Here is a 24,196-nt window from a genome sequence, read left to right on the forward strand (position 1 = left end):
AAAAAGCTTTCAATACAGTAGCTTTCAGTACAGCCGATCTCGATACAACCGCTTTATGGATTAATTGCATTCGCCTTTTGTATAACCGATAGCTTCAGGAATATTACAGGCCGAACAGGCATTACTAGCCGTTCGGTAGCTGATCACTGATCCAACTTTCGTTTTTACACAGACGGGTTCATATTGTGCCGTACAGATATTATTAGCAGGGTTAGCGGGCGGGCATTGAGTAAGAGCACCTTCAAATTGCTGACTGATATCAGGACTAGATGGAGTAGGTGTTTGACCAGACGTGTCTACATCAGACATAGAGCTACAGCCAGTTAAAGCTAGAACTAATATCAATATAAGTGATGATGGTTTGAACGAAGATTGATTAATTGTGGAAAATCGACGAGTAGATAGAGCTTGTTTCATAAGAAATGTCCTTATTAATAATATTCGATAGCGTCCTGTTATCGCTGATGGATTTGCTTACTGATTATAAATACTTAGTCAGTTATGGTAGCTCATTTGTCAGTAGCTATCCACTGAAACACCATACAAAAACCCCAAGCTCAATTGAGTTTGGGGTTTTGTTTTCTGCCATCAAATACTGATTTTATGACAGCATGTCTAAATCAAAGACATCTAGACTGAAGAAATTCGCTTATTCAGCTGGTTTGTCGTCTTGATTTAGCTGCACGTATTTGTCAAAGTTTTGAGCATAATCAGTCAAATTATCGCTCAGCATTTGGCGATACTGTTTGACATAAAACTCGACAATATCGTCTTTTTCTTTGGCGAAATCATCGCCTTTGACGAATCCGATAGAGGCAACTGACGCGCTATAGCGTGCTGCAGCATACAATAAAGAAGCACCTACTTGACCTGAATGTGCTTCAGGACCTAGCTGGCTGTTGGCGATACCGATGATAGCGTCAGCACGTTGATAGAATGCCTGCATTTCAGGGGTGATTTCGATGTTAGCATCAGCGTTTTGGTCTTGAATATTGTCTTGAGACATAAGCAACTCCTAATAATAAGTGTCAGTAGTTTTTAGTATAAAAATGGTTGGTAAACGTTTTAAAATAGTGACTCTTATAAACCAGCGTCTGCTTTTAAGATATCAGCTTTGTCTGTTTTTTCCCACGTAAAGGCAGTCTCTGAACCTGGACGACCAAAGTGTCCAAAGGTAGCAGTCTGCTGATACATTGGCTGTAGTAAGTTCAACATACGGGTAATGCCGTAAGGACGTAGGTCAAAGTGAGTACGAATCAAGCGAATAATCTCATCGTTACTGATTTTGCTAGTACCAAAAGTATTAACAGAGATAGAAGTAGGCTCAGCGACACCAATTGCATAGCTGACCTGTACTTCACAGCGCTCAGCAAGACCTGCTGCTACGATGTTTTTGGCAACATAACGTACCGCGTAAGCAGCACTGCGATCTACTTTTGAAGGATCTTTACCACTGAACGCACCGCCACCATGACGTGCCATACCGCCGTAAGTATCAACAATAATTTTACGACCAGTCAAACCAGCATCACCGACAGGGCCGCCAATCACAAACTTACCAGTTGGGTTGATATGATAGCGTGTGCCAGCGTGCAATAGGTCAGCTGGTAGCACTTGCTTGATGATAGATTCCATTACGGCTTCTTGCAGATCTGACTGCGAGATGCTTGGATCATGCTGTGTTGATAATACAACAGCATCGATGGCAACAGGACGATTGCCGTCATACTTCAAGGTTACCTGCGCTTTGGCATCTGGACGCAACCATGGCAACTCACCTGCGCGGCGCAGCTCCGACTGACGCTCCATCAAACGATGAGCATACTCGATAGGCGCTGGCATCAATACTTCTGTCTCATTACTGGCATAACCAAACATCAAGCCTTGGTCGCCTGCACCTTGCTCTTCAGGGTCGCTACGATCGACACCTTGCGCGATTTCAGGAGATTGCTTACCTAACATATTAATGACTGCACAAGTCTCGCCATCAAAGCCTAGGTCTGAATGGTGATAGCCAATGCCATTTACGGTGTCACGGACCAGACGCTCTAAATCGATATTTGCCGTTGTAGTGATTTCACCTGCAAGTATGACTGCGCCTGTTTTTACTAAGGTTTCGCATGCCACACGTGCGTGCAGATCTTCACGTAAGATAGCGTCAAGGATAGCATCTGAGATTTGGTCAGCCATTTTGTCAGGATGGCCTTCGCTCACAGATTCTGAGGTAAATAAGTTGTATTCACGCATAATGGGATCGCTTAATTGAATCAATAAGGGTAGGAAAAGCAGCACATCTGGGTGCTGCTCTAATTAATTTTGACCACGCATTTACGCGGCAGATAATCGGTATTTCTCAATTTGAAATCGGTTTTGACTAAAATCTTTGCTAATAAACATGACCAAAGGGTGAGCGGACTATCATTCAATCAATATATAAAATGATACTGCCTCGCTCTAATATGGTCTTGGCGGTAATGAGTTGAGTCAATACTTGACCTAATAGACAACGCTAATGTGCAGATTGCCTTATCAGAAGCAGGGTAATGGCCAAAATCTCTTAACGCAAAATAGGGTTATTCTACCTTGAAACGTTATAAAACTCTAGTGAGCAACACTTGCTCTACTATAAGAAATGCTCAACAAGCAGTTCACTGCAATCAAAGGTGGTTACTGGATAGCGGTTTAGCTAGCTGAGCAATTAGCTAACGGTAGCATCTGCTTGAAATGAACAATACGTTACAACTCTAAAAATGCAGCTTTATCTTTGAACATGCATTCTTCATAGACAGGGCAAGCGCCGCATTTGGGTGTACGTGCCTGACAGGTATAGCGGCCGTGTAAGATAAGATAATGATGAGCGTCTACAATGAAGTCTTCTGGGATACGCTCGACCAGCTTTTTTTCGACGATGAGTACGGTTTTGCCAGTGGCAAGCCCAGTACGATTGCCCACCCGAAAGATATGTGTGTCAACAGCCATGGTCGGCTGGCCAAAGGCCGTATTTAACACGACGTTGGCAGTTTTACGGCCGACACCTGCCAGTGATTCTAAGTCTTTACGGTTATCAGGAACGGTGCTATCAAATTTCTCAATCAAATCATGGCAGGTTTTAATGACGTTTTTTGCTTTGGCATTATATAGACCAATGTTTTTGATATAGGATTTGAGACCGTCTTCGCCTAGTGCCAGTATTGCCTCAGGTGTGTTAGCTATTGGGTACAATTGCTTGGTAGCAATATTGACACTGACATCAGTCGCTTGTGCGGACAGAATTACCGCGATAAGTAACTCAAAATTACTGTCATAATTAAGTTCGGTGACAGGCTCATCAATAGTCGCTGCCAGCTTTTCAAAGAATGGACGCACGTTACGATTGGGCATTCGTCTAGAGGGCGGCGTGTCAGCTGTTTTATGTTTGACCGTTTTACTCATGGCATTTTGACTATTATTTTAGTGAATGATTGTGCCAAATTATATGCTAGCGCTAGCATTCATGTTAATGATTAAAGTATCAACTTATTAACGAACTAACTGCGTAATCAGCTATTACCGTTATAGCGCTACTTGTAATGACTCAAGCTCGGCTTGTAAGGATTCGAGCTCTGCTTGTTTCTTATCGTTTGCACGCACACTCAGTTGTTTTTCTAGTTTTTTGATTTTGGTACGGAGCTTGGCAGCAGCAATGGTGTTTTTTGCTTGTGACTCACTGATGTTTAGAGACTGACTTGCTGCATTATTGAGCTTAGCCTCTACCATACTAACGACAGGTCTACTATTGCTCGTATCAGCAAGCTGTTCTGTGACGCGTTTCAAATGAGTGTGGTAGCGCTGTCTCAAATCCTCTTGCTCTGCTATTCGCTCAGGCTCAGATATTTCTCGCTCAATTGTAACTAAGTCAATGCAATCAACAGGGCAGGGCGCGATACATAGCTCACAGCCCGTGCACAAATTTGTAAAAATCGTATGCATATGCTTACCAGTACCAACGATAGCATCGACTGGACAAGCAGGGATGCATTTGGTGCAGCCGATACAGTCATCTTCACGGATAACCGCACGAACCTCGGTCGGACGTTCGGAAGTAGCATCTATTGGCCACTGTGAAGGCACCGCCGTCAGCGTAGTGTCAAGAGTATCTATATCGAGAGTTTGAGCAATCGCATTGGTGACTGGCTGACCACCAGGCACACATTTATTATACGGCTCGCCATCTAATACAATCGCAGCGGCATATGGCAGGCAACCATCTGGATGCTTACATAGCCCGCACTGCGTCTGTGGCAAACAAGCATCCACACGTGCAATTTTTGCCTGTATGTCAGCGGGCAAGGTATCAATGTGTAATGCATCGAATAAGATAGGTAGATTAACTAAGCGTATATTGGTGCTACTTTGCATTTAATTAAGGACCTTAATACCAGTCGTTAGAATTGGTATTAGTATAAATAGAGATAAAAGGTTGAGAAAGCGGTCTTTGTAAAACAGTATCTATAAGAGCATCTGCTCTGTCAGCGTTTTACTGCTCATTTTGGCGTGTTACTTACCAAAAATGAAGTTCGAAGTAAAACGCTTATAACAGGAGCAGCGATTTTAAAGAGATGAGATTGAAAATACAACACTATAGTGTAATGTGGTGTTTATAGATAAGGACTGATTATAAATCTATATTTTGTTCTTTAGCCACTTGGTCAATCAAATCGCGAGCGATACTACCCTTTGGCGGAATTCTAGGTAGGTTTGAGAGATCGAAGAAATCAGCATGTGCTAGCTCATCTTCTTGCAAGATAATATCGCCACTGGCATACGATGCACGAAAACCAAGCATTAAGTTAGAGGGGAATGGCCATGGCTGACTGCTCACATAGCGGATATCTGATACGCTGATATTGACCTCTTCTGCGACTTCACGTACTACGGCATGCTCCAGACTCTCTCCAACTTCTACAAACCCTGCGATCAAACCATACATTGGCGGTAGGTTTTGCTGTCCATGACGATGATGGTGAGCCAATAAGATTTGCATCTCATCCGTCACTGGATTTTGACGAGTAATAGCAGTAATGACGCACGGTTGTACGCGAGGGTATTGGCGCAATCGACATATTGGACAAACCATGGCACGTTCGCCTTGGTCAGCATGTACGGTAGGGCTAGCACAGCGACTACAAAACTGCGTATCTGCTTGCCAGCTTAATAGTTGTATTGCTTGGCTAATCTGATCTGACAAAGCGACTGGCAAATGAGTCATTAGTTTTCGATAAGGAACAAAAGTGTTACCACTGCTTTCAGCAATAATTGGTAGCGTCATGTTATGAGCAACTGCATAGTCATAAGTCATGGCGCTCGTGGCATGAGCGGTAAAGCTATGAGCCATATTGGCATCAACCGTATCATCTGCATCGTTACCAGTGCTGTCGTCTGATAACCAATGATTTGGTGCTAGGCTCTCGTGCAGCGTTACGTGACCAACCTGATAAGCTTGCTCGCTTAAGTCATTACTATCGGGCGATAGCTGAACTTGCAAAGGCCACCAACCATCTGGCATTTGACGGCATAAGATACTGTCATCACTTAATACAAAAGCATGGGCCATATAAAATTCCAAACATTATAAAGTAAGTCCGCATCGACGTAGACACAGACTGTTTTAGAGTAAAATATCATCAATTCTATGTAAACCAGATACCCATATATGTTGTCAGGCTGGTTCAGCCTCATGACCAGGCTAGTTCAGCCTAATGACTGTAGCGCTTTCACGTGCCTGACTTGTACCTACATTATCTTGAATTATCTATATTTAAATGAGATGTCATGGTTAAGAGGTGATGACCATGACATGACAATGAGAAAAGTTAAGCAGCAAGTAAATGGCTTAAGCTCTGTTGACCAACATCAAGCGCTTGCTTGCTGACAGGATGATTATTCTCAAAACCATCTAAGTGATGATCGACCGCCATGATAACATCAGCGATGCAGGCTAATGTACTGTCTTCGATACGTCGTCCGCTTTCGATACGCTTTTCAATATAGTTGGCTAGCTGACTCAGCATGCTGGCAGGTGTGGCCAGTTGTAAGAAACGTACTGCGCCTGCTACTTGACGCATCATCCCAGGAATATTTTGGATATTGAGCATATCGCGTTCAGGCTCCGCCAAATAATCATTGATGGCTTGCTCGGCACTAGCAATCGCAGTTCGGCTTTCTTGTATCAAGGTATCATTGGCGGTATTAAGCTGATGCAATGAGATATGCGGGTTATTCAGTGGTAGATAGATTGCCCCTGGTGTATGCATCTCTGCCATAGCAATGGTGGCGTTCTCTGCATGCATTAACGCTAGTAGCAAATGATCGAAATCTTCAGGAGAAGGCGCTTGCCAATGGCTCACAGCTTCTGCTGCTTCACCAAGACTATTGGCTGCGTTGGACAGACCTAATAAACGTAATGCCGAACTAAGTTCAGTCAACTCTTTAATAATCTGCGCTGTCTGCATGTCAATAGGATTGATTGAATCGCCACGTGCATAACTGTCTACGTGTTCTTTAATGCTATTAATCTGATTTTGAATAATTGTGTTTAACGTATCGGTAAGTTCGCGGTTAGGACCGAATAGAAAGCGCTTCATTTGTTCTAGCTGAGCACCTTCTAAATGATTGCTTGCATACTGTTCACGTAGTTGATGCGCTTGCTCGTTATCACGTTGACAGGCAAAGCTCACTAAATCTGCAAAGCGGGTATCCATGACTGGTAAATAGCTTTGAAATTGCTGCTCTAAATAGATAAGTGTGTGTTTTTGACTCAGATTTAATGGTAATACTGCTGCGATATCAGTCACGGCAGCAGTCGCCGCTTGCCAAAACAAACTATCAGTATTTGCAGCGATTAATGCACAAGCTGCACTCATAGCATCCAGCTTTTGCTGATCCGCAGAGTCAATGTTGCCATCTTGATTGAGTAGTGCAATGCTAAGGCCACTACGATACGCGTTGGTCAGCAACTCTGTGTCTAGATTAAGTGCGCTTAGAGATTCAAAGTTTTGTTCAGGATTGGCGATGATGACACTACTGCTACCAAATGCAGAAAAATAGTCTGCTGTAATAGGAGCTTTTTGACTATGCGCATTAAGCTTGTTGATTACAGGTATGAGTAGAGTAGGCTCTACCGATTCAGTCAATAGTACAAACTCGACATAACGATCCAAGGTCATGATGGCTTCTGATAGATCCATGATCAAATCAGTATCGTTGTTATCACCATTGTCATAAAGTCTCTGTAGACCACTAACAATAGCATCATTTAATGCTTCTGCACCGACTAAAGAAATCAGTTTGAAAATACAAGACAGCTGCTTTAATACTTCGATAGAATCTGACAACAAAGGCGCCTGACTACTATCATCATTGAACTCACCCAGATGAATTTCAGTATCCTTGAGAGTTGCTATAACCTCATCATGCAGTAAATGGAGTGATGGTAGGTTAAAATCAGTAACACTAAGCGTTGGGGCGGTTAGCTTCATTTGCGCAGACTGGTCCATAAGTATTTTTCCATAATGTACTGATGAGAATAGCAATAGTGTAAATTTGATTCAGAAAGTATTAGCTAGTGATGTTTTAACGCTTTCTATCATAATAATCAAGACTAAATTATACAAATGTCGGTTCAATAAAAATTCAAAGGACAATTACATGCTAGCTTTTAGGGCAGGATAATCTGCTGCCAAAGCGGCATACCAGCTTTGGTCAGCAGTTTCATCCGCCGTTGAAGCCAGTAATAAATTTGCTAAATTGGCGAAACTTGCATGAGCGGTTTGTCCGCCATCGGTATCTGTATCGTCTTCGATGGCAAGCGTGACCTGTCCACCAGTCATCGCCAGATAAACTTCGGCTAAAATCTCTGAATCAAGTAATGCTCCGTGAAAAGTACGGTCTTGTTTACCAACATCTAGGCGACGCACGAGGGCATCTAGCGTGTTTTTTTGCCCAGGGTACTGCTGCTTGGCCATCGCCAGTGAATCGGTTACTTGCACTCGATTGGCAAAGTCATTCAGACCAATTTTTGCAAACTCCATATTTAAGAAGCTCATATCAAAAGTAGCGTTATGAGCGATAATCTCAGCGCCGTCCATAAAGTCATACAAAGACTGAGCCACTTGGTCAAAGGTCGGCTTGTCAGTCAAAAATGCTTCAGAGATACCATGAATACGAATGACTTCATCATCCATACCGCGCTGCGGATTGATATAAACATGCAGCTTCTCACCAGTAAACTTACGTCCGACCAGCTCCACAATACCGACCTCGATAATACGGTCGCCTTTTAGTGCATCAAGCCCTGTGGTTTCCGTATCCATGATAAGCTGCCGATCTGCTTCATGGCGATGTATCGGCTTTGGTAGTAGCGGCTTGAAATATGGGTTGGCACGGCTAGTATCCCCATCGAACTTAGGGGCATCAGATTCTACACTTGGCAATATATCATTGTCGACGGTATCATCTAGGTGCGTTTGAATATCGGGCATAGCTTTGGTACTCGTCGGGTTGTATGTATTGTCTTGATGGCTGTTAGATTCTACAGCAATGTCTTTATTTATCTTAAGGGTGCTAGCTGTACTCTGACTATCTTCTCTTAGCGGTTCAGGTTCTAAGAGCTCTTCATCAAACTCATCGTCCATCATATCTAAACCCAATGGATCAAAACTTAGCCAGTCAGCGCTAGACGTATTTTGCAAGGTATCAGTTTTAGCGTCAGTATTAGTATCAATATCAGTCGCTACGTAGTCTTTTTTTTTAGTCGTCTCTGCTTTACCGACTATATCTGAATGCCCGCTGTTGGATGTGACACCTAGGTTTGCCAGCTCATCTGCTTTTTCATTACCAGCATGTCCAGCGTGACCCTTGACCCAATGCCAGCTAACATCACGCTGTTGGCAGAGTTTATCCAATTGTTGCCATAGGTCTTGATTGGCGACGGGCTTTTTACTGGCAGTTTTCCAGCCCTTTTTCTTCCAACCTTCAATCCATTCAGTGATGCCTTTTTTGACATAACTGGAGTCAGTCCAAATCTCAAGAGTATGCTCATGCGGGCTATGAGTCAGGGCTTGTATCGCACCCATTAGCTCCATACGGTTATTGGTGGTTGCTTTGTCGCCGCCGTACAAATCTTGCGTGCTGCCATCACTAAATATAAGATGTACGCCCCAGCCGCCAGCGCCAGGATTGCCTTTGCAAGCACCATCAGTATAGGCCACAGTGGTATTTGTTTTAGCGGCCAATGGATCAATCGCGTTGTCTTTATGAGTGTTTGGCATTGAATTACGGTTGTCTGACATAAAAGAGTATGGACCTGATAAGTGGTAAGCATAGGGTAGTACTAGAGCATCTCGTTCACGCTATTCGAACGATGATGATGACGTTGTGAGTATAGCAAATCTATCATAAATATGGGCAGTCGTAATGCACAAAGTCAGAAAACCCTTACGGTAACTTATAACATAATAGTAACGTCCTGGTTTTCTGTTAAAATAGCGAAGCTCGCTGAAAGCCACTGGTTTTTAATGACAGAGCTGTCTTTGCTACAAAGATGCCCAAGCGCACTTTTCTTATACAGCTATCTAGGGCGTGTCATCAATTAGCACATTGATGCAATTTATGGCCTTAAAATGGCTAAATTTTCGCTAAACTGTGTCAAAGTTCTTGTCAATATGTTTATATTCACTGCGAATTTTTCCTTGGTTAGCATCAATTTATCTTATTTTAATGCTCATAATCTAATTGGTGACACGCCCTAGTGACATTTTGATAATAGTACACCTAATAAAAGTTTTTAATGCATGATTGCAGGATAACCCCATTATGTCCTTACGCTCGAATTTATTTAATAAGAGACTGACGTATCTGATGCTCAGTGTAACTGCCAGCAGCGCGATTTTTCTGAGCGCTTGTAATGATACTAGCCCTCAAGCAGATACCGAAGTCGCGTCCGATCTGTCTGTCTTTGAGGGTTGTTATACAGTGAGTCAAGATGAGCCTGCTCAGATAAAAGTCAGCCAGCAAGACGACACTTGGGTGATGCAGATGAAAGAGCCCGTCACTGCTAAGCGCGTCTGGGATACTCCAGAGCCGTTAGAAGTGATAGACAATAGCGATATACCGCAGTTCTTCTCTATCGATCCAGATAATGTCGATGCGGTTATTGGTCGTCCTGATCGAGTGCTTGTACTGGCTCATGTCAAACCAGCCTACGCAAATATTGATCCGCTCTTAGACAGTGAGTACTTGTCGTATATTTATCGAGGTGCCAACACGATCTATCACGTGGAATGTGATGAGGTGAATACTGATATTTTAGCCAATCCACATGCTAATCTTGTTATCAATAATGTTAATGATAGTATTTAAATAAGTATTGATGATAGTACTTGGATAAGTATCGACTATAAATATCATTGTTGGTCGATGATATTTGTATAGGCAGTATCTTGTTATAAACAGTCATACCATTAGAGTTAAGCGATATGAATTTTTTTAGTTACGTGGTGTTAGGCGGGTTTTCTTATGCAGCTGGTTGGGCGGTAAGAACGTATGTATTAGACAAACAACCGACGCCTGAGCAGCCTTATAATTTGAAACATCCTGCGATTTTGGCATATTTGGGTGCATTTTTTATTATCATGTTGATCGTTTCGTGGCTGCTTGGTCGCTATGCACTTGGTCATGCTGCGATTGATTTACCTTTCATCATTGTCAATAGTCTCGTTGCGACATTCGTCTACTCGTTTGGTCTTAATCCAGAAAAAGCTAATTATGAAGTGCCTGATTAAAATATAGTATTAAATGAGTTAAAGATAACAAAAGCCACGACCGAAAAGTTAATTCGCGGTCGTGGCTTTTTTGATAGTGCAGTTTTTTAATAGCTGAAAGTATTAATATTTATGAGGCTTTCTTAAGATTAGTACCAGTCTCGTCGCTGTCTTTCTCATCAGTACTAGTCTTGTCGTTATCAGTCTTATCCGTATTATTGTTAGATTCTAACTTGTTTTTAGTATTCGATTGTTCCTGCTTCCATTCTTTGTATTTTTGCAGATCTTTTCTGGCCTGCTTTAAACAAAATTTAAGTATTAGCGCATCATCGATATGACCGATAAACGGAATAGAGTCAGGAATGAGGTCAATTGGATTTAGCACATAGAGCGCACCAATAACGCCAGCTGAAATTGTTTTGAAAGGAATCTTACGGTAGTCACCTTTATAATAGTCTTTGACAAGACTCATAAACAGCATTAAATCGTCACTAAACGGTTCAAGGTAGCCGCTATCTTCTAACTTTTCTTTCAGCTTGTCTTCTTTGCCCAGCAAGTATTCTAAATTAGAGTCAAGTGACTTGTTTTTATCGGTTTTTTTATTAAACATAATTATTACCCTTTGTTTTTTGCGATGAATTTGTATTTACAGTAACAAATCTGATCGACCTATATTGTGTGTCTCAGTAGCGAAAAAGTAAATATCGGTAAAGATTAGGCAACCATCAGTGTCAGAAAAGCGTCTACAATATGCTGCCACAAGGTCTAAAAACACAAGTCATAAAAATAAAAGCGATAAGGTAGCAGCAAGATATGGGGATTAAGACTCAGGCATGGACAGATAATAAAAATAGTCGTGCAACTGAAATAACATCTGGGCTAAACCGTCGGCAGTTTCTACGTCGAATCGGTGTGAGTGCAGGCACAGCAGTATTAGCGAGCCAAGGTATGTACCAAGCGCTTGCAGCCAGTCCTATCGATTCTGATCATAGTACACAGCTGACCAAGGATGATCTACCAACTTCGTTATTGGATAATCGCTCATTAGCACAAACGTCACAGGAATCGCTGACGCAGACAGGTTGTATCACGCCTACGATTGAGACGCGACTTTTTGCCAGCTCCAACGTTGGTGGTAATGATGAGCGTAATCAGTTGGCATTAGATCGGGTGGCTTGTGCAGGGTTTAAAGTAGAAAATCCTGCTATTACCAATCGTCAATACTTACGCTTTGCGGGAACGGACTCACAGCGTGCTAGCGATTTTCAAAACCTTGCCACTGGAGCAATAGCCGCGCCAAAGCTGCTGCTAGGTGTGCGCGGCGGTTACGGTGCCATGCGCATATTGCCTATGGTGGACTGGTCGACACTAGGACGGATTATGAAGGAGCGTGGCACGATACTCGCAGGCTTTAGCGATGTGACAGCTATCCAATGTGCGCTATTGGCAAAAGGGTCAATGAGCTCGCTTGCCGCACCGATGCTCTATAGTGAATTTGGCAAGACCAAACCTGACGAGGTCAGCTGTCAGCAGTTTGTTGAAGTGCTGACCAATCCCAATCTAACTATCAGCATACAAGATGCTTCGTTAACCAGTCAGCAGCTACCTGCCATACTGACAAAGGGTGAGCCAAAACTGTTAACTGGTACGATTTGGGGTGGTAATTTAAGTGTCGTATCAGCGCTGGCAGGTAGTGAGTATTTACCGCGTATCGATGGCGGTATTGTGTTTTTAGAAGATGTCGGCGAGCAGGCGTATCGTATTGAGCGCATGTTATATGACTTATATCTCGCAGGCGTCTTTAAAAATCAGCAAGCGATTGTATTTGGAGCATTGTCTGGTACGGGCGAGGACAGCTATGACAAACGTTATGATGTCGCCACAGTCATTCGTCAGCTGCATGAATTGACAGGATTGCCGGTATATAGTGGTATGCCTTTTGGTCATATCGGCAAAAAATACAGTTTTCCGCTAGGAGTAACTTGCCAGATGAGTCCTGATGTAAATGGCGGCTATCAGTTGGCATTTACCGATTATCCAACGATCAAGGCTGATGCTATCCACGCAGAAGGGTTGTGGCAGACTGCTTAATTGCTAAGCAATAGTTTTTAAATACTAATCTCTAACTATTATTCACTGCCATGACTAAATAGCTAACCGTGAAAATTTATCCTGATACTCTTTCGGTGTTAGTTCAGTCGCACGTTTGAACAAACGCGTGAATGAAGAAATATCATCATAGCCAACTTGCTCGGCAAGCGATTTAATCGTTACATCTCCCAATTCTAGCAGGCGCTTTGCTTGCTCAATTCTAACGGCTTGAATATACTCAATCGGCCGCATCGCTACAGAGGACTGAAAGCGTCTGTTTAATGTACGTGGCGTGATATTGACCATGGCAGCCAATCCGCTCACCTGGATTGTCTGATAAAAGTTTTCCTCAATGAACTCTTGTACTTGCTTTACCAGTTGGTCTGAATGTGGTTTGTGCAGGGTCACGTTGGTATAGCTATTCTGACTGCCTCTTTTGCTATCGATGATTTGGGTTTTTGCCACTTGCGTAGAGATCTCACGTCCGCAGTAGCGCTCAATCAATAATAGCCCTAAATCATAAAAGGCGCTGCCGCCAGCTGCACAAAATATATTGCCCGACTGGTTTGTTGACTCGCTTCTTGAATGGGTCACAAACTGATTTTCTTGTAAGTCCACCAATGGAAAATCTGCCTTAAACTTATTGGCATAGCCCCAGTGTGTGGTGGCTATCTTATGATCTAACAATCCTGCCTTTGCCAAAAAAAATGCTCCGCTACAATTGCTTGCTATATCAGCCTTGGTATTCGCAAGCCGTACTAAATGTGGCAGCAGCTCACTATTTCGCGTCAATACCTTATCAATAGAGTCGCCAATGGTTGGCACAAGCAATAAATCGCACTCTGTCACGTCTCGAATATCACAGTGGGCTTGCATGATTAACCGATTGCTACACCTGATATCGCCACCACCTAAGCTTGCAATCTGTACATTAAATCGTGGCTCTACAGACTCATTCGAGAAGCGCTGCCAGCTGACCCCCGTGAATGAAAACAAGTCCAATGCGCCAGAGAGTACACTACCGAGCACACCATCGAAGCCAAGAATAATCATTTTAAAAGGTTTGAAATAGGGCATAAGTCACTCGTTTCCTTTGTTGTGCTTACCAAAATAGCCATTATTTGGTTGATTTTAACCAGTTAGATACTCTGTCTATGTCTTATTTGACCATAATTATGTCATAAATGACAATACGGACAAGTATCAAATTAGACTAATATCAATTGATAACCACATTTAATCAGTTAATGAGAATACTATGGCCGCAGATACCCTCCTAAACGATTTTGAATTACCTTTCCAATTATATGATGTGCTAGGCACAGAATCACTCACCGAGCACGCAAAGTTCTCAGAACATAGCCGTGAGACATTTGATGCTGTGTTAGAGACAGCAAATAAGATTGCGACAGATTTATTTTTACCTCATAACCATATCGCAGATAAGAACGAGCCGCAGTTCGATGGCAAAAAAGTCAGCATGATAAACGATGTGAAAGTCGCTTTTGATGCGTTCCGAGAGTCTGGCTTTATCGCCGGTCGTTATAGTTTCGAAGACGGCGGCATGCAGTTACCTGAGACGGTTATGACTGCTGTGGCAGGCTACTTTATGGCAGCCAATCCATCAACGACTGCCTATCCATTTCTGACCACTGCGGCAATCAACGTTATCTCGCATTTTGCTAGCAATGATATCAAAGCAGCCTTTATGCCGCGCATGCTGACAGGTGAGTTCACCGGCACCATGGCACTGACTGAGCCACATGCAGGTTCATCGCTTGCCGATATCAAAACCGTCGCGGTAAAACAAGACGATGGCTCGTACCGCGTCAAGGGCAGCAAGATTTATATCTCAGCAGGTGATCACGAGCTGTCTGATAATATCGTGCATTTGGTATTGGCCAAAGTACCAGGCGGTCCAGGCGGCGTAAAAGGCATCTCTTTATTTGCTGTGCCTAAGTATCGCTTGAACGATGATTTGTCTGTTGGCGAGCGTAACGATGTACATCTGACTGGACTGATTCATAAGCTTGGTTATAGAGGTGCGACTTCTACGGCATTGAGCTTCGGTGATGAAGGCGATTGTCATGGCTATTTGATCGGCGAAGAGCATTTTGGCTTGCGCTATATGTTCAAGATGATGAATGAAGCACGTATCGCTGTCGGTTTTGGCGCTTCTATGATTGGTTATCGCGGCTATCAGTATTCGCTAGATTATGCCAAAGACCGTACACAAGGTCGCATTGCGCCAAACAATAAGCCTGAAGATGATGCAACGGCCATTATTCAGCATGGTGACGTAAAGCGCATGCTATTGGCACAAAAAGCCTATTCTGAAGGTGGCATCTCATTGTGCTTATATGGCTCAAACCTAATTGACCGTATCAATACCTGTGAAGACGAAACGCTAAAAAATGAGCTAACAGAGTTGTTGGATTTGCTAACGCCAGTGCTAAAAGCATGGCCATCTGAATATGGGCCAAAAGCCAATGATTTGGGTATTCAAGTATTGGGCGGCGCAGGCTATACGCGTGAATATCAAGCTGAGCAATTTTGGCGTGACAATCGTCTAAATCCTATTCATGAAGGCACAAACGGTGTGCAGGCGCTAGATTTGTCATTCCGCAAGTTATGGCAAAAAGGTGGGTTAGGCATCCAAATCCTAAAACGTGAAATCGCAAAAGATTTAGAAAGCATCACTACGCCTGAAAGCGCGCAACTTGCAGGCAAGCTGATGCCTTATATGGGTCAGTTGCATGAAGTGCTCGTGCATTTGGGCAAAGTGTTGCAGTCAGAAGAAGCACTGACATTGACTGGTAATGCTCAAGCACTGATGAATATTTTTGCCTCAATTGTACTGAGCTGGATTTGGATTCGCCAAGCCAGTAAAGCTGAGCAGCTACTAAGTACGACGCAAGATATCGAGCAGCAGAACTTTTATAAAGGCAAGATACAAGCGGCCAAATACTTCATCGATTGGGAACTACCATTAGTTAAACGCGACATCGAATTATTAACCAACACCAACTCGGTTTGCACTGATATGCAAGCGGACTGGTTCTAAGGACAACTCTAAGGAAAGAGATATGACAACGATAAACAAACAATGGCGCCTAAAAGCAAGACCAGTAGGCGAACCAAGCGCTGAAACTTGGGATTATACCGAGACAGAAATACCAACGATTACCGATGGTCAGCTACTGATTAAGGTTGAATACATCTCTATCGATCCGGCGATGCGTGGTTGGCTGAACGATGCCAAATCTTATATCGCGCCAGTACAAATTGGTGAAGTGATGCGCGCCGGTACTGTGGGTGAAGTGATTGAAAGTAAAAATGAAAAATTTGCAGTAGGTGACTATGTCGCAGGTCACGACGGCGTACAGTCATATGCGGTCAGCGATGGTACTGGTCTGCATAAAGTTGATCCGAGCCTAGCGCCGCTGTCTTATTACTTGGGTGTACTAGGTATGCCGGGGATGACAGGGTATTTCGGTCTCCTAAAGACGGGTCAGCCAAAAGCGGGTGAGACCGTGGTCGTCTCTGGCGCTGCTGGTGCGGTTGGTAGCTTGGTCGGTCAGATTGCCAAAATTAAAGGCTGCCGCGTCGTCGGTATCGCGGGCGGTGCTGAGAAATGCAAGTTCTTGGTCGATGAGCTTGGGTTTGATGCGACGATTGATTACAAAAACGAAGATGTGAAAAAAGCACTAAAGAAAACTTGCCCAGACGGCGTCGATGTGTACTTTGACAACGTAGGCGGTGATATCTTGAACGACGTGCTTACTCAGATTAATCTGCATGCGCGTATCGTTATTTGCGGGGCTATCAGCCAATATAACAACACCACGGCAGTAAAAGGCCCATCGAACTATCTATCACTGTTGGTCAATCGTGCTCGCATGGAAGGCATCGTGGTGTTCGATAATATCAAAGAATACCCAATCGCCATGAAAGAGATTGCTGGCTGGATTCAGTCAGGTGATATGAAAGTAAAAGACCATATCGTTGAAGGTATCGAGACGTTCCCTGATACTCTAATGATGCTCTTTAACGGTGAAAATTTCGGCAAACTAGTACTTAAGGTAGAGGGATAGATCATGACACTGAATACAAATGGAATTGCATCAGATGTAGCTGGCAAACGAATTTTGATCACGGGCGGTGCGTCAGGCATCGGTGCAGCAAGTGCATTATTGCTAGCCAGTCGCGGCGCAAAAGTCGTCATTGGTGATATGGCAGAAGAGATGGGTGAAGCAGTTGCCAAACAAGGTCAAGATGCTGGCAACAGTATCGTCTTTAAAAAAGTAGACGTGACCAGTGGTGATGAAGTGCGTGCGTTGTTTGATTTTGCAGTAGAAACGCTTGGTGGTCTAGATGTTGTGGTAAATAACGCTGGTATCGACCACATGCCTTCACCAATGCACGAGCTAAGTGATGATGATTTTGATCGTAATATCGCAGTGAATTTAAAAGGCGTTTGGCACTGTATGCGTGCTGCAGTCAATTGTATGCTGCCTAATGGCGGTGGTCATGTGATCAACGTCGCATCTATTGCAGGTTTGCGTTCAGCGCCTATGATATCAGCCTACAGTGCGGCTAAACATGGGGTCATGGGTCTGACCAAATCTGCTGCCCATGAGTATGCCCGTGCCAATATCCGTTTTAATGCAGTATGCCCAAGCTTCATTGATACGCCAATGGTACGCAACACCATGGCAACGATGGATGAGCGTACACAGCAAGCAACGATTAAGGCCAGTCCACTGCGCCGCCTAGGAAACGTCAGTGAAATCTCTAGTGCGATTGCGTGGCTTGCCAGCGATGAAAGCAGCTTTATGAATGGTCATGCCTTCACCTTAGATGGTGGTATGCTAGCGTAACTGTGATCGTTGAGCGCTCTTTGTTTAGTTCATTAGTGCTCGATAATCGCTGTTAGTTATGACAGCGATTATCTGCGTTTAGTTATCTGATTTTAGATACACGTTTTAGATACATGAATTTAGCGCTCAAAAATTATCGAAAATATAAAGTTTATAAAAATATAAGGAACAACTATGAAAGATTTATTTGATTTAACTGGTAAGGTTGCTCTAGTAACTGGTGCTAGCCGTGGTATTGGTGAGTCTATTGCCCGTCTATTGGCATCAAGAGGCGCACATGTGATTGTCTCAAGCCGAAAAATTGATGCGTGCCAAGCAGTCGCAGATAGCATCAAAGCTGATGGTCACAAGGCCAGTGCTTTCGCTTGTCATGTAGGAGACATGGAGCAAATTGACGCAATTTTTGAGCATATCAAAAGTGAATTTGGTCAAATTGATATCTTAGTTAATAATGCAGCAGCCAACCCTTACTATGGCCATATCTTAGACACGGATTTAGCCGCCTTTGATAAAACGGTTGAAGTTAATATCCGCGGTTACTTCTTTATGTCGACGGCCGCTGGCAAAATGATGAAAGAGCAGGGTGGCGGTGTCATCTTGAATACCGCATCAGTCAATGGTTTAGTAGCAGGCGATAAGCAAGGCATCTACTCAATCACCAAAGCGGCAGTCATTAGCATGACCAAAGCCTTTGCTAAAGAATGTGGCCCACTTAATATCCGTGTTAATGCGCTATTGCCAGGTTTGACAGATACTAAGTTTGCCTCGGCTTTGACTACCAACGATAAAGTCTTAAAAATGGCGCTACACTCAATTCCTCTAGGACGTGTGGCTGAGCCTGATGAAATGGCTGGTACCGTATTGTATCTAGTATCGGACGCTTCAAGCTATACCACAGGTGCGACTATCGTTGTCGACGGCGGTATGTTAGCTTAATTAGCAAAATACAGCATATAAGTTCAAGAACAATTTACTATGAAGAGCCGCATGAGATTCATTTTCATGCGGCTCTTTTGATTTGGTTTTTTAATGGAATGTTTAAGTAATCCTGGTTTTGCACTATCGAATAAATTGCTAATTTTAAATGAGCATCAGCTGTATAGTGGCATAATAAATATGCTAATAGCTACTTGGAAAATATGATGGAGTCACGCATGAATTCAGTTATCAACAATAAAATAAATATAATTTCTCAAAATAAAACATGGCTGTTTGTACCCGCGACTCGCATCGATAGAGTAGCGAAAGCCTTTGCTAGTGGTGCAGATGCGGTTATTGTCGATTTAGAGGATGCCGTGGCGCCAGAAGATAAAGCATCCGCACGCGAAGCATTGCAACAATATCACGACAGTGCAGGTTATCAGCCGATTTGGCTACGTATTAATAAGGCAGGTAGCGAAGAATTTTTCAAAGACATAGTGCTCTGTCAGAAAACGCCTAATTTGGCTGGTGTGTTACTAGCTAAAGCCGAGCAAGTCGCCGATATAGAGAGCGTACATCAGCTTACCAATTTACCCGTGATTGCCTTGATTGAGAGTGCGATAGGATTGTATCAACTCGATAGTATGGCAAAAGCAGTCGGCTTGGCCGCGTTTAGTTATGGATTTTTAGATCTGTGCAACGATTTGCAGGTGCAAGTAGGAACGCCTGCCGCAAATATCATCGCCAATCAAATCCGCTATCAACTAATCCTGACGTCAAAGGTGCACCAATTATCGCCGCCTATCGATACCATTTATCTTCATTTCAATAGTGAAGTTGGACTGAGCGATCGAGTAAAGTTATGGTCACAAATGGGGATGTCAGGAATGCTGTGTATTCATCCAAAACAAGTGGCAGTCGTGCAACAAACATTACAACCGACAGATGAGACTTTGTTGTTTGCACAGCGTGTAGTCGAGGAGTATGAGCGCAGCGGGCAGGCAGTATTCAAAATAGATGGTGAGATGGTCGATGCACCAGTGATTGAGCGTAGTCGTCAACTGTTGGCAAAGTAGCAGTCCAATCCATGTTTAGTTAAATATAAGCAGTCGGTTCAATATAATTTGGTTACTAGAAAGCCGAGTGAAAGTATTACAAGCAGTATACTAAGCGAGACTGACACCCTACCTAATTTATAGAGGATTAACTATATAATGCTTTATCACAAACCATATCCATTCACATTCGATAAAAGCAAACTATGATTTTCATTAATAATATCATTCTCAATGATAATGAGGTAGAGATTAGCGCTATACGAGCGCAAGGCGCAGGTGGCCAGAATGTCAACAAAGTATCTTCTGCCATCCACCTGCGTTTTGATATTAACAACTCAAGTCTGAGTGATGAGTACAAGCAGCGACTGCTAAATAGCAAAGATAGCCGAATAACCAAGGAAGGCGTGCTAATTATCAAGGCGCAGCAGTTTCGTACGCAAGAGCGCAATAAAATAGATGCGCTTGAGCGTTTGCAAAGTTTTATAACCAAAGCCACTTACGTTAATAAAGCCAGAAGGCCTACCAAGCCAAGCAGAAATGCCAAACGTAAACGGGTGGATAAAAAAACCCAGCGCGGTAAGACAAAGGCTTTACGCGGTAAAGTAGATTTTTAGAAAGTTTGTGATAGTAGGTTTTGTCGTTGAGAATTTTTGTGGCAGAAAGTTTATAGAACAAAAATCGTAGTAGGTTATGGCAATTTTTGAATTTAGAATGGTATAGGCGATTAATTATCACCTATACCATTTTTCTAGATTAACAACTTATTTAGAATGCACCATTGAGTCCAATAAATAGGCTGGTTGAATCGTCGTCATTACCTTGTGAATGCGTGACACCAGCATTGGCATTCAATAGACCAAAGCTTCTAGATAGGCCAAGTGTCATGGCAACGTTATCATCATCAGTTTCGACCATAGGCGTCTCAAAGCTGATATTTGGTAGCGTATTTAAACGTGCGGTTACTGCTTCACGATTATCACTCAGCTGCTTTTGGTAATGAATGTCACCAAATAAATTGAGGTTCTCCATCAAACTATGACTGGCTTTGAGGCCAAGCTTGCCATATGTCGTAGAGTATTTCTGCTCATCGAACTGCATAGCAATGCCAGACATCTCTTTTTCTTTGAGTCCGTCAATTTTTACGCGGCTCGCTGTTGCACCGATATAAGGCGTAACGGCAATATTGCTCACTTGCATTGGGTAGCCTGCCTGCAAGTTGGCATAAAAGCGCTTGCCATCAGCATTTGACTTAAACTGTTGTTGGTTACTACCAAGTGTGACAGCACGTGTGACATCGACATCCATGTTGCCAAATCCTGCAGCACCATTGATCTGTAAACCGCCAAACTTGTTGCTATGATAGACACCAAAACCAACTTCTCCCAGATCAATATCACTCAAACCTGTGCCAACGTCTGAGTTTCCAAAGTCTTTTTGAGTGATGTTGCCGTATAAGCCTGTCACGGCGTTGGCTGAGTTAGGATGAGCAAAATCTACGCCAAGCAATACTTGGGTATTATTATCACCATCAAACCCTGCAATCTCTTGATTAGCGACTTCACCGACGGCCCATAGTGTACGGGCAGGTTTTTGCTCACTGCTTTGGATTTGATTGACGTGTGACTGTAAGCGCTCATTGGTTGCAAGTCCAGTTGTCGTTGCAATATGTGGCAAGACGCCGATTAAGCTAGGCGCTGTGACTACAGCATTTGCATAGTCAGCAATCAGTTGATGAGTAGCACCTGTTGGATGTATGCCATCAGCGAAAAAGTAGGTTTCGTTGGCGTTTGCTTCTACAAGAGTATCAGGTCCACAAGTTAGAGAGCTATTGTTGTCACCGCAAGCTTCATCGGTGACATTAGTAAAACCATACTGAGCAGGCGACGCAATGATCTCCTGAGTTAAGCTAAACATATCTAGCGGTATGATATTAGCCCCAGTATTTGCTACACCACTGAGCATAAATTGATTGTATAGACTGGCTGCACCAGTACTTTGCGCTTGAATAGTTTGATTTGGAATGTTGGCAATAAAATCAGCATTTTCACCATCTTCAATAGCTTTTTTGACAGCCGCATCGGCAACTTTTTGTGCTGCGATAATTCTTGGAGTTAAACCAATATCAGGAATATTGGGTACTAAAATATAGTTTGCACCATTGTCTTTTAGTGCATTGATCGTTTCGGTTTGGCTAGCTACTGCACCAAGTATGGTCGCTTGGGCATTATTAATAGGGTCCGCCGCAGCAAGCAGGTCATTTGCCCCTGCCCAAACGACATATAGTCCATTAGGATCTACTTTGTTATTGGCTAAGTAATTGTTTGTTTGAGTTTTGGCAGAGGCTACATCCACTGGAAATCCAAAATCTGTATTTATAACCTCTTCACCTGCTCGCGCGCCACCAATGGCGTAGTTATTACCAGTTTGATTCCCAAGATAGACAATGGGAACAGAGGTTGTTCCTAGCTGCTCAGCAAATGAGGTCGCCCATGTATTGTCAGGATTGGTAGTAAACTGACCTGATTCTGTAAGCCCCAAGTTACCTTGAGTTATGGAACTAAAATAGCCACCATCGGTCAGGCTATCACCGAAAAAGGTGACACTGTCATAAGCATTTGCGTGAGAAATGCCAGCGATAGATAGGCTGATAGCGAGCATGCTTTTGGCAAAAGTTTTGAGAGTAGTAGGGCTAACGGTAGGGCGAGAGGTATTACGAGGCATAGCGACTTCCTTGTCGTCAATGTAATAGTTTGTCAACCGAGTGTAACCACTTTTTAAAAAGCTAGCAATCGTTTTGATTGCAAAATTGCAAGAATATTCCCTTATTTGAGTAAGTTTTTAGAGCATAAAAAAGGGGGAGCAAGTATTAAGAAATCATACTGTCTCGCTCACATAATATTTTGTTCCCCTCTATGTAATTATGCGGTAAGCACCTGATTTTTATTTAGTTGTCTTTGTTGAAAAGTATAAGAATTATCTATCGATATTGCTTATTTAGTCTAAACAACTGCTTGCTCATGAATAGTATCAAAGCAGCACTCCATAGTAAGATAATCAGGCCAAATGCGCATACAGACGTCACTGGTGGCAAGAGTAAGTATAGCTAGCAGTATCAATATTATAGAGACTGAAATTAAGCTTGTTTTTGTGGACGCAATAACAAGGCAAGTCCAAGCGCTACAAAAGCGGCGATACCAGATATCATATAACTGATACTAAAGTCCCCAGTGACTTCTGCAAGATAACCTGCTGCCACTGGCCCAAGAGCTTGCCCACCTGAAAAAGCAAAGGTCAGCGCTGCGAGCGCACTTGCCGCCGCCGCAGGCCCGAAATAATCGCCTGCAGAAGCTGCCATTATGACAGGCACACTCCACACTACTAAGCCAAACAGGATAATTGACAAATACAATCCTAAACTCCAATCCGTAAGTCCGACCAACAGATAAGCGATAGCAAGGAAAAAGAAGGCTAAAGCGAGACCAAGGCGTCTGCCAATATGGTCAGAGATCCAGCCAAATAATATACCTGAGAACATACTGAGTAGGCCAATCCATGCCCAAACCCCACCCGCAGTTGCTTCACTCAGTTGATACGAGCCAACCATATTGGTGACAATGAAGGTGACGTAAACCATGTAAGTGGCGCCATAAATGGCAAAGATGACACCCAAATGTACGAGCAGCTTAATATTACTACGTTCTAGTTTTTTCTTATTTTTAACAGGTAAGGTGGGTGCGCGCCCTAAAGGATTTTGACTAACATCGTCTGGATGATTGCGAATTAAAGTAAAAGTAAGCCAAGCTACCGCAATATTAATCACGGCAAAAATTAGCCAGCCTGTCTGCCAAGACAGTAGGGTAGAGATAGGTAAGAGTTTGGGTACGACAAAGCCTGATAGAATGATACCAAATCCAGGACCAGCCATGACTAGCCCTAGAGCAAGCCCGCGGTGTGAAGGAAAAAACCAATGTGACATGACGCTCATCATTGGTAAGACCACGCCACCACTACCGATACCCGTCAACACATAGAGTGCGCACAGTACAGGAAAGCTCGTGGTAAAAGCCATGCCGAGCATCGAGACAGCAATAAGGAGGAGGCTTGCCGTCGCAGTCGTTCGAGTACTCAACCGAGGTAGGATAAACGGGCTTAGAAGCACCGCAACCAGATATCCTATCAGGTTGGTAAATCCTAATATACCGCTTTGGGTATAATTTAATCCCAAAGAAGATGACATGGAAGGTAGTAACATACCAAATGCAAATCGACCTAACCCAAGCCCACAGAACATGGCCACAGAACCTGTCGCTGCGACTATCCAAGCGTAATGCAATTTACCCAATCTAAGGGGCGCAGTGTTATCTTGATTTCCTTGAACCTGACTGTCTTGTTGGTTTATTCCATTAGGCATCATAAACCTCCCATAATTCGAGAACTCATAATAACT

At 43.2% G+C, this 24,196-nt stretch carries 21 protein-coding genes; 9 read left to right on the top strand and 12 right to left on the bottom strand.

Translation table 11 applies throughout. The features are described from left to right. Window positions 1-60 precede the first annotated feature (60 nt). From Q0788_RS01140 to dnaQ, 8 genes are all read right to left on the bottom strand, one after another. Window positions 61-417 (bottom strand): hypothetical protein, encoded by a 357-nt coding sequence (locus Q0788_RS01140; RefSeq protein ID WP_298807313.1) that lies wholly within the window; start codon window positions 415-417, stop codon window positions 61-63. A gap of 232 nt (window positions 418-649) precedes the next feature. Then, window positions 650-1,006: a DUF3144 domain-containing protein gene (locus Q0788_RS01145; RefSeq protein WP_102078350.1), complete on the bottom strand. Its 357-nt coding sequence runs from the start codon at window positions 1,004-1,006 to the stop codon at window positions 650-652. Between the two features lie 74 nt (window positions 1,007-1,080). Next, window positions 1,081-2,247, bottom strand: coding sequence for a methionine adenosyltransferase (gene metK / locus Q0788_RS01150; protein WP_057760687.1), 1,167 nt, complete (start codon window positions 2,245-2,247; stop codon window positions 1,081-1,083). A gap of 489 nt (window positions 2,248-2,736) precedes the next feature. Further along, window positions 2,737-3,432, bottom strand: coding sequence for an endonuclease III (gene nth / locus Q0788_RS01155; protein ID WP_298807315.1), 696 nt, complete (start codon window positions 3,430-3,432; stop codon window positions 2,737-2,739). 120 nt (window positions 3,433-3,552) lie between these two features. Beyond that, window positions 3,553-4,398: an RnfABCDGE type electron transport complex subunit B gene (locus Q0788_RS01160; protein WP_298807317.1), complete on the bottom strand. Its 846-nt coding sequence runs from the start codon at window positions 4,396-4,398 to the stop codon at window positions 3,553-3,555. 256 nt (window positions 4,399-4,654) lie between these two features. Continuing rightward, window positions 4,655-5,593 (bottom strand): NAD(+) diphosphatase, encoded by a 939-nt coding sequence (gene nudC / locus Q0788_RS01165; protein ID WP_298807318.1) that lies wholly within the window; start codon window positions 5,591-5,593, stop codon window positions 4,655-4,657. A gap of 259 nt (window positions 5,594-5,852) precedes the next feature. After that, a complete protein-coding gene (locus Q0788_RS01170; RefSeq protein WP_298807319.1) occupies window positions 5,853-7,535 on the bottom strand; it encodes a hypothetical protein in 1,683 nt (560 codons plus the stop codon). 147 nt (window positions 7,536-7,682) lie between these two features. Continuing rightward, a complete protein-coding gene (gene dnaQ / locus Q0788_RS01175) occupies window positions 7,683-9,329 on the bottom strand; it encodes a DNA polymerase III subunit epsilon (protein ID WP_298807320.1) in 1,647 nt (548 codons plus the stop codon). 523 nt (window positions 9,330-9,852) lie between these two features. On the opposite strand from dnaQ, the gene Q0788_RS01180 reads away from it, so the two are divergent. Both Q0788_RS01180 and Q0788_RS01185 read left to right on the top strand, forming a co-directional pair. After that, on the top strand, window positions 9,853-10,398 hold the full coding sequence (locus Q0788_RS01180) for a hypothetical protein (RefSeq protein ID WP_298807322.1): 546 nt from the start codon (window positions 9,853-9,855) through the stop codon (window positions 10,396-10,398). Between the two features lie 116 nt (window positions 10,399-10,514). Next, window positions 10,515-10,820: a hypothetical protein gene (locus Q0788_RS01185; RefSeq protein ID WP_102078823.1), complete on the top strand. Its 306-nt coding sequence runs from the start codon at window positions 10,515-10,517 to the stop codon at window positions 10,818-10,820. Window positions 10,821-10,929: 109 nt separating this feature from the next. On the opposite strand, the gene Q0788_RS01190 is transcribed toward Q0788_RS01185, so the two are convergent. Continuing rightward, entirely contained in the window at window positions 10,930-11,409 is a 480-nt protein-coding gene (locus tag Q0788_RS01190; RefSeq protein ID WP_298807324.1) for a YkvA family protein, read from the bottom strand. 203 nt (window positions 11,410-11,612) lie between these two features. On the opposite strand from Q0788_RS01190, the gene Q0788_RS01195 reads away from it, so the two are divergent. Beyond that, window positions 11,613-12,890 carry an LD-carboxypeptidase gene (locus Q0788_RS01195; protein ID WP_298807326.1) on the top strand — a complete coding sequence of 426 codons (1,278 nt, stop codon included), beginning with the start codon at window positions 11,613-11,615 and terminating at the stop codon, window positions 12,888-12,890. Between the two features lie 54 nt (window positions 12,891-12,944). Here Q0788_RS01195 and Q0788_RS01200 read toward each other — a convergent pair whose 3' ends face one another. After that, window positions 12,945-13,967 (bottom strand): GlxA family transcriptional regulator, encoded by a 1,023-nt coding sequence (locus tag Q0788_RS01200; protein WP_298807328.1) that lies wholly within the window; start codon window positions 13,965-13,967, stop codon window positions 12,945-12,947. Window positions 13,968-14,148: 181 nt separating this feature from the next. Here Q0788_RS01200 and Q0788_RS01205 point away from each other — a divergent pair, with 181 nt between their 5' ends. The 6 genes from Q0788_RS01205 to arfB all read left to right on the top strand — a co-directional run bounded on the left by Q0788_RS01205 (window position 14,149) and on the right by arfB (window position 20,363). Then, window positions 14,149-15,954: an acyl-CoA dehydrogenase gene (locus tag Q0788_RS01205; RefSeq protein ID WP_298807329.1), complete on the top strand. Its 1,806-nt coding sequence runs from the start codon at window positions 14,149-14,151 to the stop codon at window positions 15,952-15,954. Between the two features lie 22 nt (window positions 15,955-15,976). Further along, window positions 15,977-16,984 carry an NADP-dependent oxidoreductase gene (locus Q0788_RS01210; RefSeq protein ID WP_102091185.1) on the top strand — a complete coding sequence of 336 codons (1,008 nt, stop codon included), beginning with the start codon at window positions 15,977-15,979 and terminating at the stop codon, window positions 16,982-16,984. A gap of 3 nt (window positions 16,985-16,987) precedes the next feature. Further along, complete coding sequence (locus Q0788_RS01215) at window positions 16,988-17,770, top strand: SDR family NAD(P)-dependent oxidoreductase (RefSeq protein WP_298807330.1); 783 nt, start codon at window positions 16,988-16,990, stop codon at window positions 17,768-17,770. A gap of 174 nt (window positions 17,771-17,944) precedes the next feature. Further along, entirely contained in the window at window positions 17,945-18,706 is a 762-nt protein-coding gene (locus tag Q0788_RS01220) for an SDR family oxidoreductase (protein WP_101205627.1), read from the top strand. Window positions 18,707-18,924: 218 nt separating this feature from the next. Beyond that, the gene (locus Q0788_RS01225) at window positions 18,925-19,767 is read left to right on the top strand and encodes a CoA ester lyase (RefSeq protein ID WP_298807331.1); all 843 of its coding nucleotides are present in this window, start codon (window positions 18,925-18,927) and stop codon (window positions 19,765-19,767) included. Between the two features lie 185 nt (window positions 19,768-19,952). Then, window positions 19,953-20,363: an alternative ribosome rescue aminoacyl-tRNA hydrolase ArfB gene (arfB, locus tag Q0788_RS01230; RefSeq protein ID WP_298807332.1), complete on the top strand. Its 411-nt coding sequence runs from the start codon at window positions 19,953-19,955 to the stop codon at window positions 20,361-20,363. A gap of 151 nt (window positions 20,364-20,514) precedes the next feature. Here arfB and Q0788_RS01235 read toward each other — a convergent pair whose 3' ends face one another. Beyond that, window positions 20,515-22,470, bottom strand: coding sequence for an autotransporter domain-containing protein (locus tag Q0788_RS01235; protein ID WP_298807333.1), 1,956 nt, complete (start codon window positions 22,468-22,470; stop codon window positions 20,515-20,517). Window positions 22,471-22,882: 412 nt separating this feature from the next. Beyond that, window positions 22,883-24,160 (bottom strand): MFS transporter, encoded by a 1,278-nt coding sequence (locus tag Q0788_RS01240; protein WP_298807334.1) that lies wholly within the window; start codon window positions 24,158-24,160, stop codon window positions 22,883-22,885. Window positions 24,161-24,196 lie beyond the last annotated feature (36 nt).

Source organism: uncultured Psychrobacter sp. (assembly GCF_947500265.1).
Classification (GTDB): Bacteria; Pseudomonadota; Gammaproteobacteria; order Pseudomonadales; family Moraxellaceae; genus Psychrobacter.

Excerpts from the sequence above, each read along its gene's own strand:
- Q0788_RS01140 (WP_298807313.1), bottom strand. The coding sequence starts at position 417 with ATGAAACAAGCTCTATCTACTCGTCGATTTTCCACAATTAATCAATCT.
- Q0788_RS01145 (WP_102078350.1), bottom strand. The coding sequence starts at position 1,006 with ATGTCTCAAGACAATATTCAAGACCAAAACGCTGATGCTAACATCGAA.
- metK (WP_057760687.1), bottom strand. The coding sequence starts at position 2,247 with ATGCGTGAATACAACTTATTTACCTCAGAATCTGTGAGCGAAGGCCAT.
- nth (WP_298807315.1), bottom strand. The coding sequence starts at position 3,432 with ATGAGTAAAACGGTCAAACATAAAACAGCTGACACGCCGCCCTCTAGA.
- Q0788_RS01160 (WP_298807317.1), bottom strand. The coding sequence starts at position 4,398 with ATGCAAAGTAGCACCAATATACGCTTAGTTAATCTACCTATCTTATTC.
- nudC (WP_298807318.1), bottom strand. The coding sequence starts at position 5,593 with ATGGCCCATGCTTTTGTATTAAGTGATGACAGTATCTTATGCCGTCAA.
- Q0788_RS01170 (WP_298807319.1), bottom strand. The coding sequence starts at position 7,535 with ATGGACCAGTCTGCGCAAATGAAGCTAACCGCCCCAACGCTTAGTGTT.
- dnaQ (WP_298807320.1), bottom strand. The coding sequence starts at position 9,329 with ATGTCAGACAACCGTAATTCAATGCCAAACACTCATAAAGACAACGCG.
- Q0788_RS01180 (WP_298807322.1), top strand. The coding sequence starts at position 9,853 with ATGTCCTTACGCTCGAATTTATTTAATAAGAGACTGACGTATCTGATG.
- Q0788_RS01185 (WP_102078823.1), top strand. The coding sequence starts at position 10,515 with ATGAATTTTTTTAGTTACGTGGTGTTAGGCGGGTTTTCTTATGCAGCT.
- Q0788_RS01190 (WP_298807324.1), bottom strand. The coding sequence starts at position 11,409 with ATGTTTAATAAAAAAACCGATAAAAACAAGTCACTTGACTCTAATTTA.
- Q0788_RS01195 (WP_298807326.1), top strand. The coding sequence starts at position 11,613 with ATGGGGATTAAGACTCAGGCATGGACAGATAATAAAAATAGTCGTGCA.
- Q0788_RS01200 (WP_298807328.1), bottom strand. The coding sequence starts at position 13,967 with ATGCCCTATTTCAAACCTTTTAAAATGATTATTCTTGGCTTCGATGGT.
- Q0788_RS01205 (WP_298807329.1), top strand. The coding sequence starts at position 14,149 with ATGGCCGCAGATACCCTCCTAAACGATTTTGAATTACCTTTCCAATTA.
- Q0788_RS01210 (WP_102091185.1), top strand. The coding sequence starts at position 15,977 with ATGACAACGATAAACAAACAATGGCGCCTAAAAGCAAGACCAGTAGGC.
- Q0788_RS01215 (WP_298807330.1), top strand. The coding sequence starts at position 16,988 with ATGACACTGAATACAAATGGAATTGCATCAGATGTAGCTGGCAAACGA.
- Q0788_RS01220 (WP_101205627.1), top strand. The coding sequence starts at position 17,945 with ATGAAAGATTTATTTGATTTAACTGGTAAGGTTGCTCTAGTAACTGGT.
- Q0788_RS01225 (WP_298807331.1), top strand. The coding sequence starts at position 18,925 with ATGAATTCAGTTATCAACAATAAAATAAATATAATTTCTCAAAATAAA.
- arfB (WP_298807332.1), top strand. The coding sequence starts at position 19,953 with ATGATTTTCATTAATAATATCATTCTCAATGATAATGAGGTAGAGATT.
- Q0788_RS01235 (WP_298807333.1), bottom strand. The coding sequence starts at position 22,470 with ATGCCTCGTAATACCTCTCGCCCTACCGTTAGCCCTACTACTCTCAAA.
- Q0788_RS01240 (WP_298807334.1), bottom strand. The coding sequence starts at position 24,160 with ATGCCTAATGGAATAAACCAACAAGACAGTCAGGTTCAAGGAAATCAA.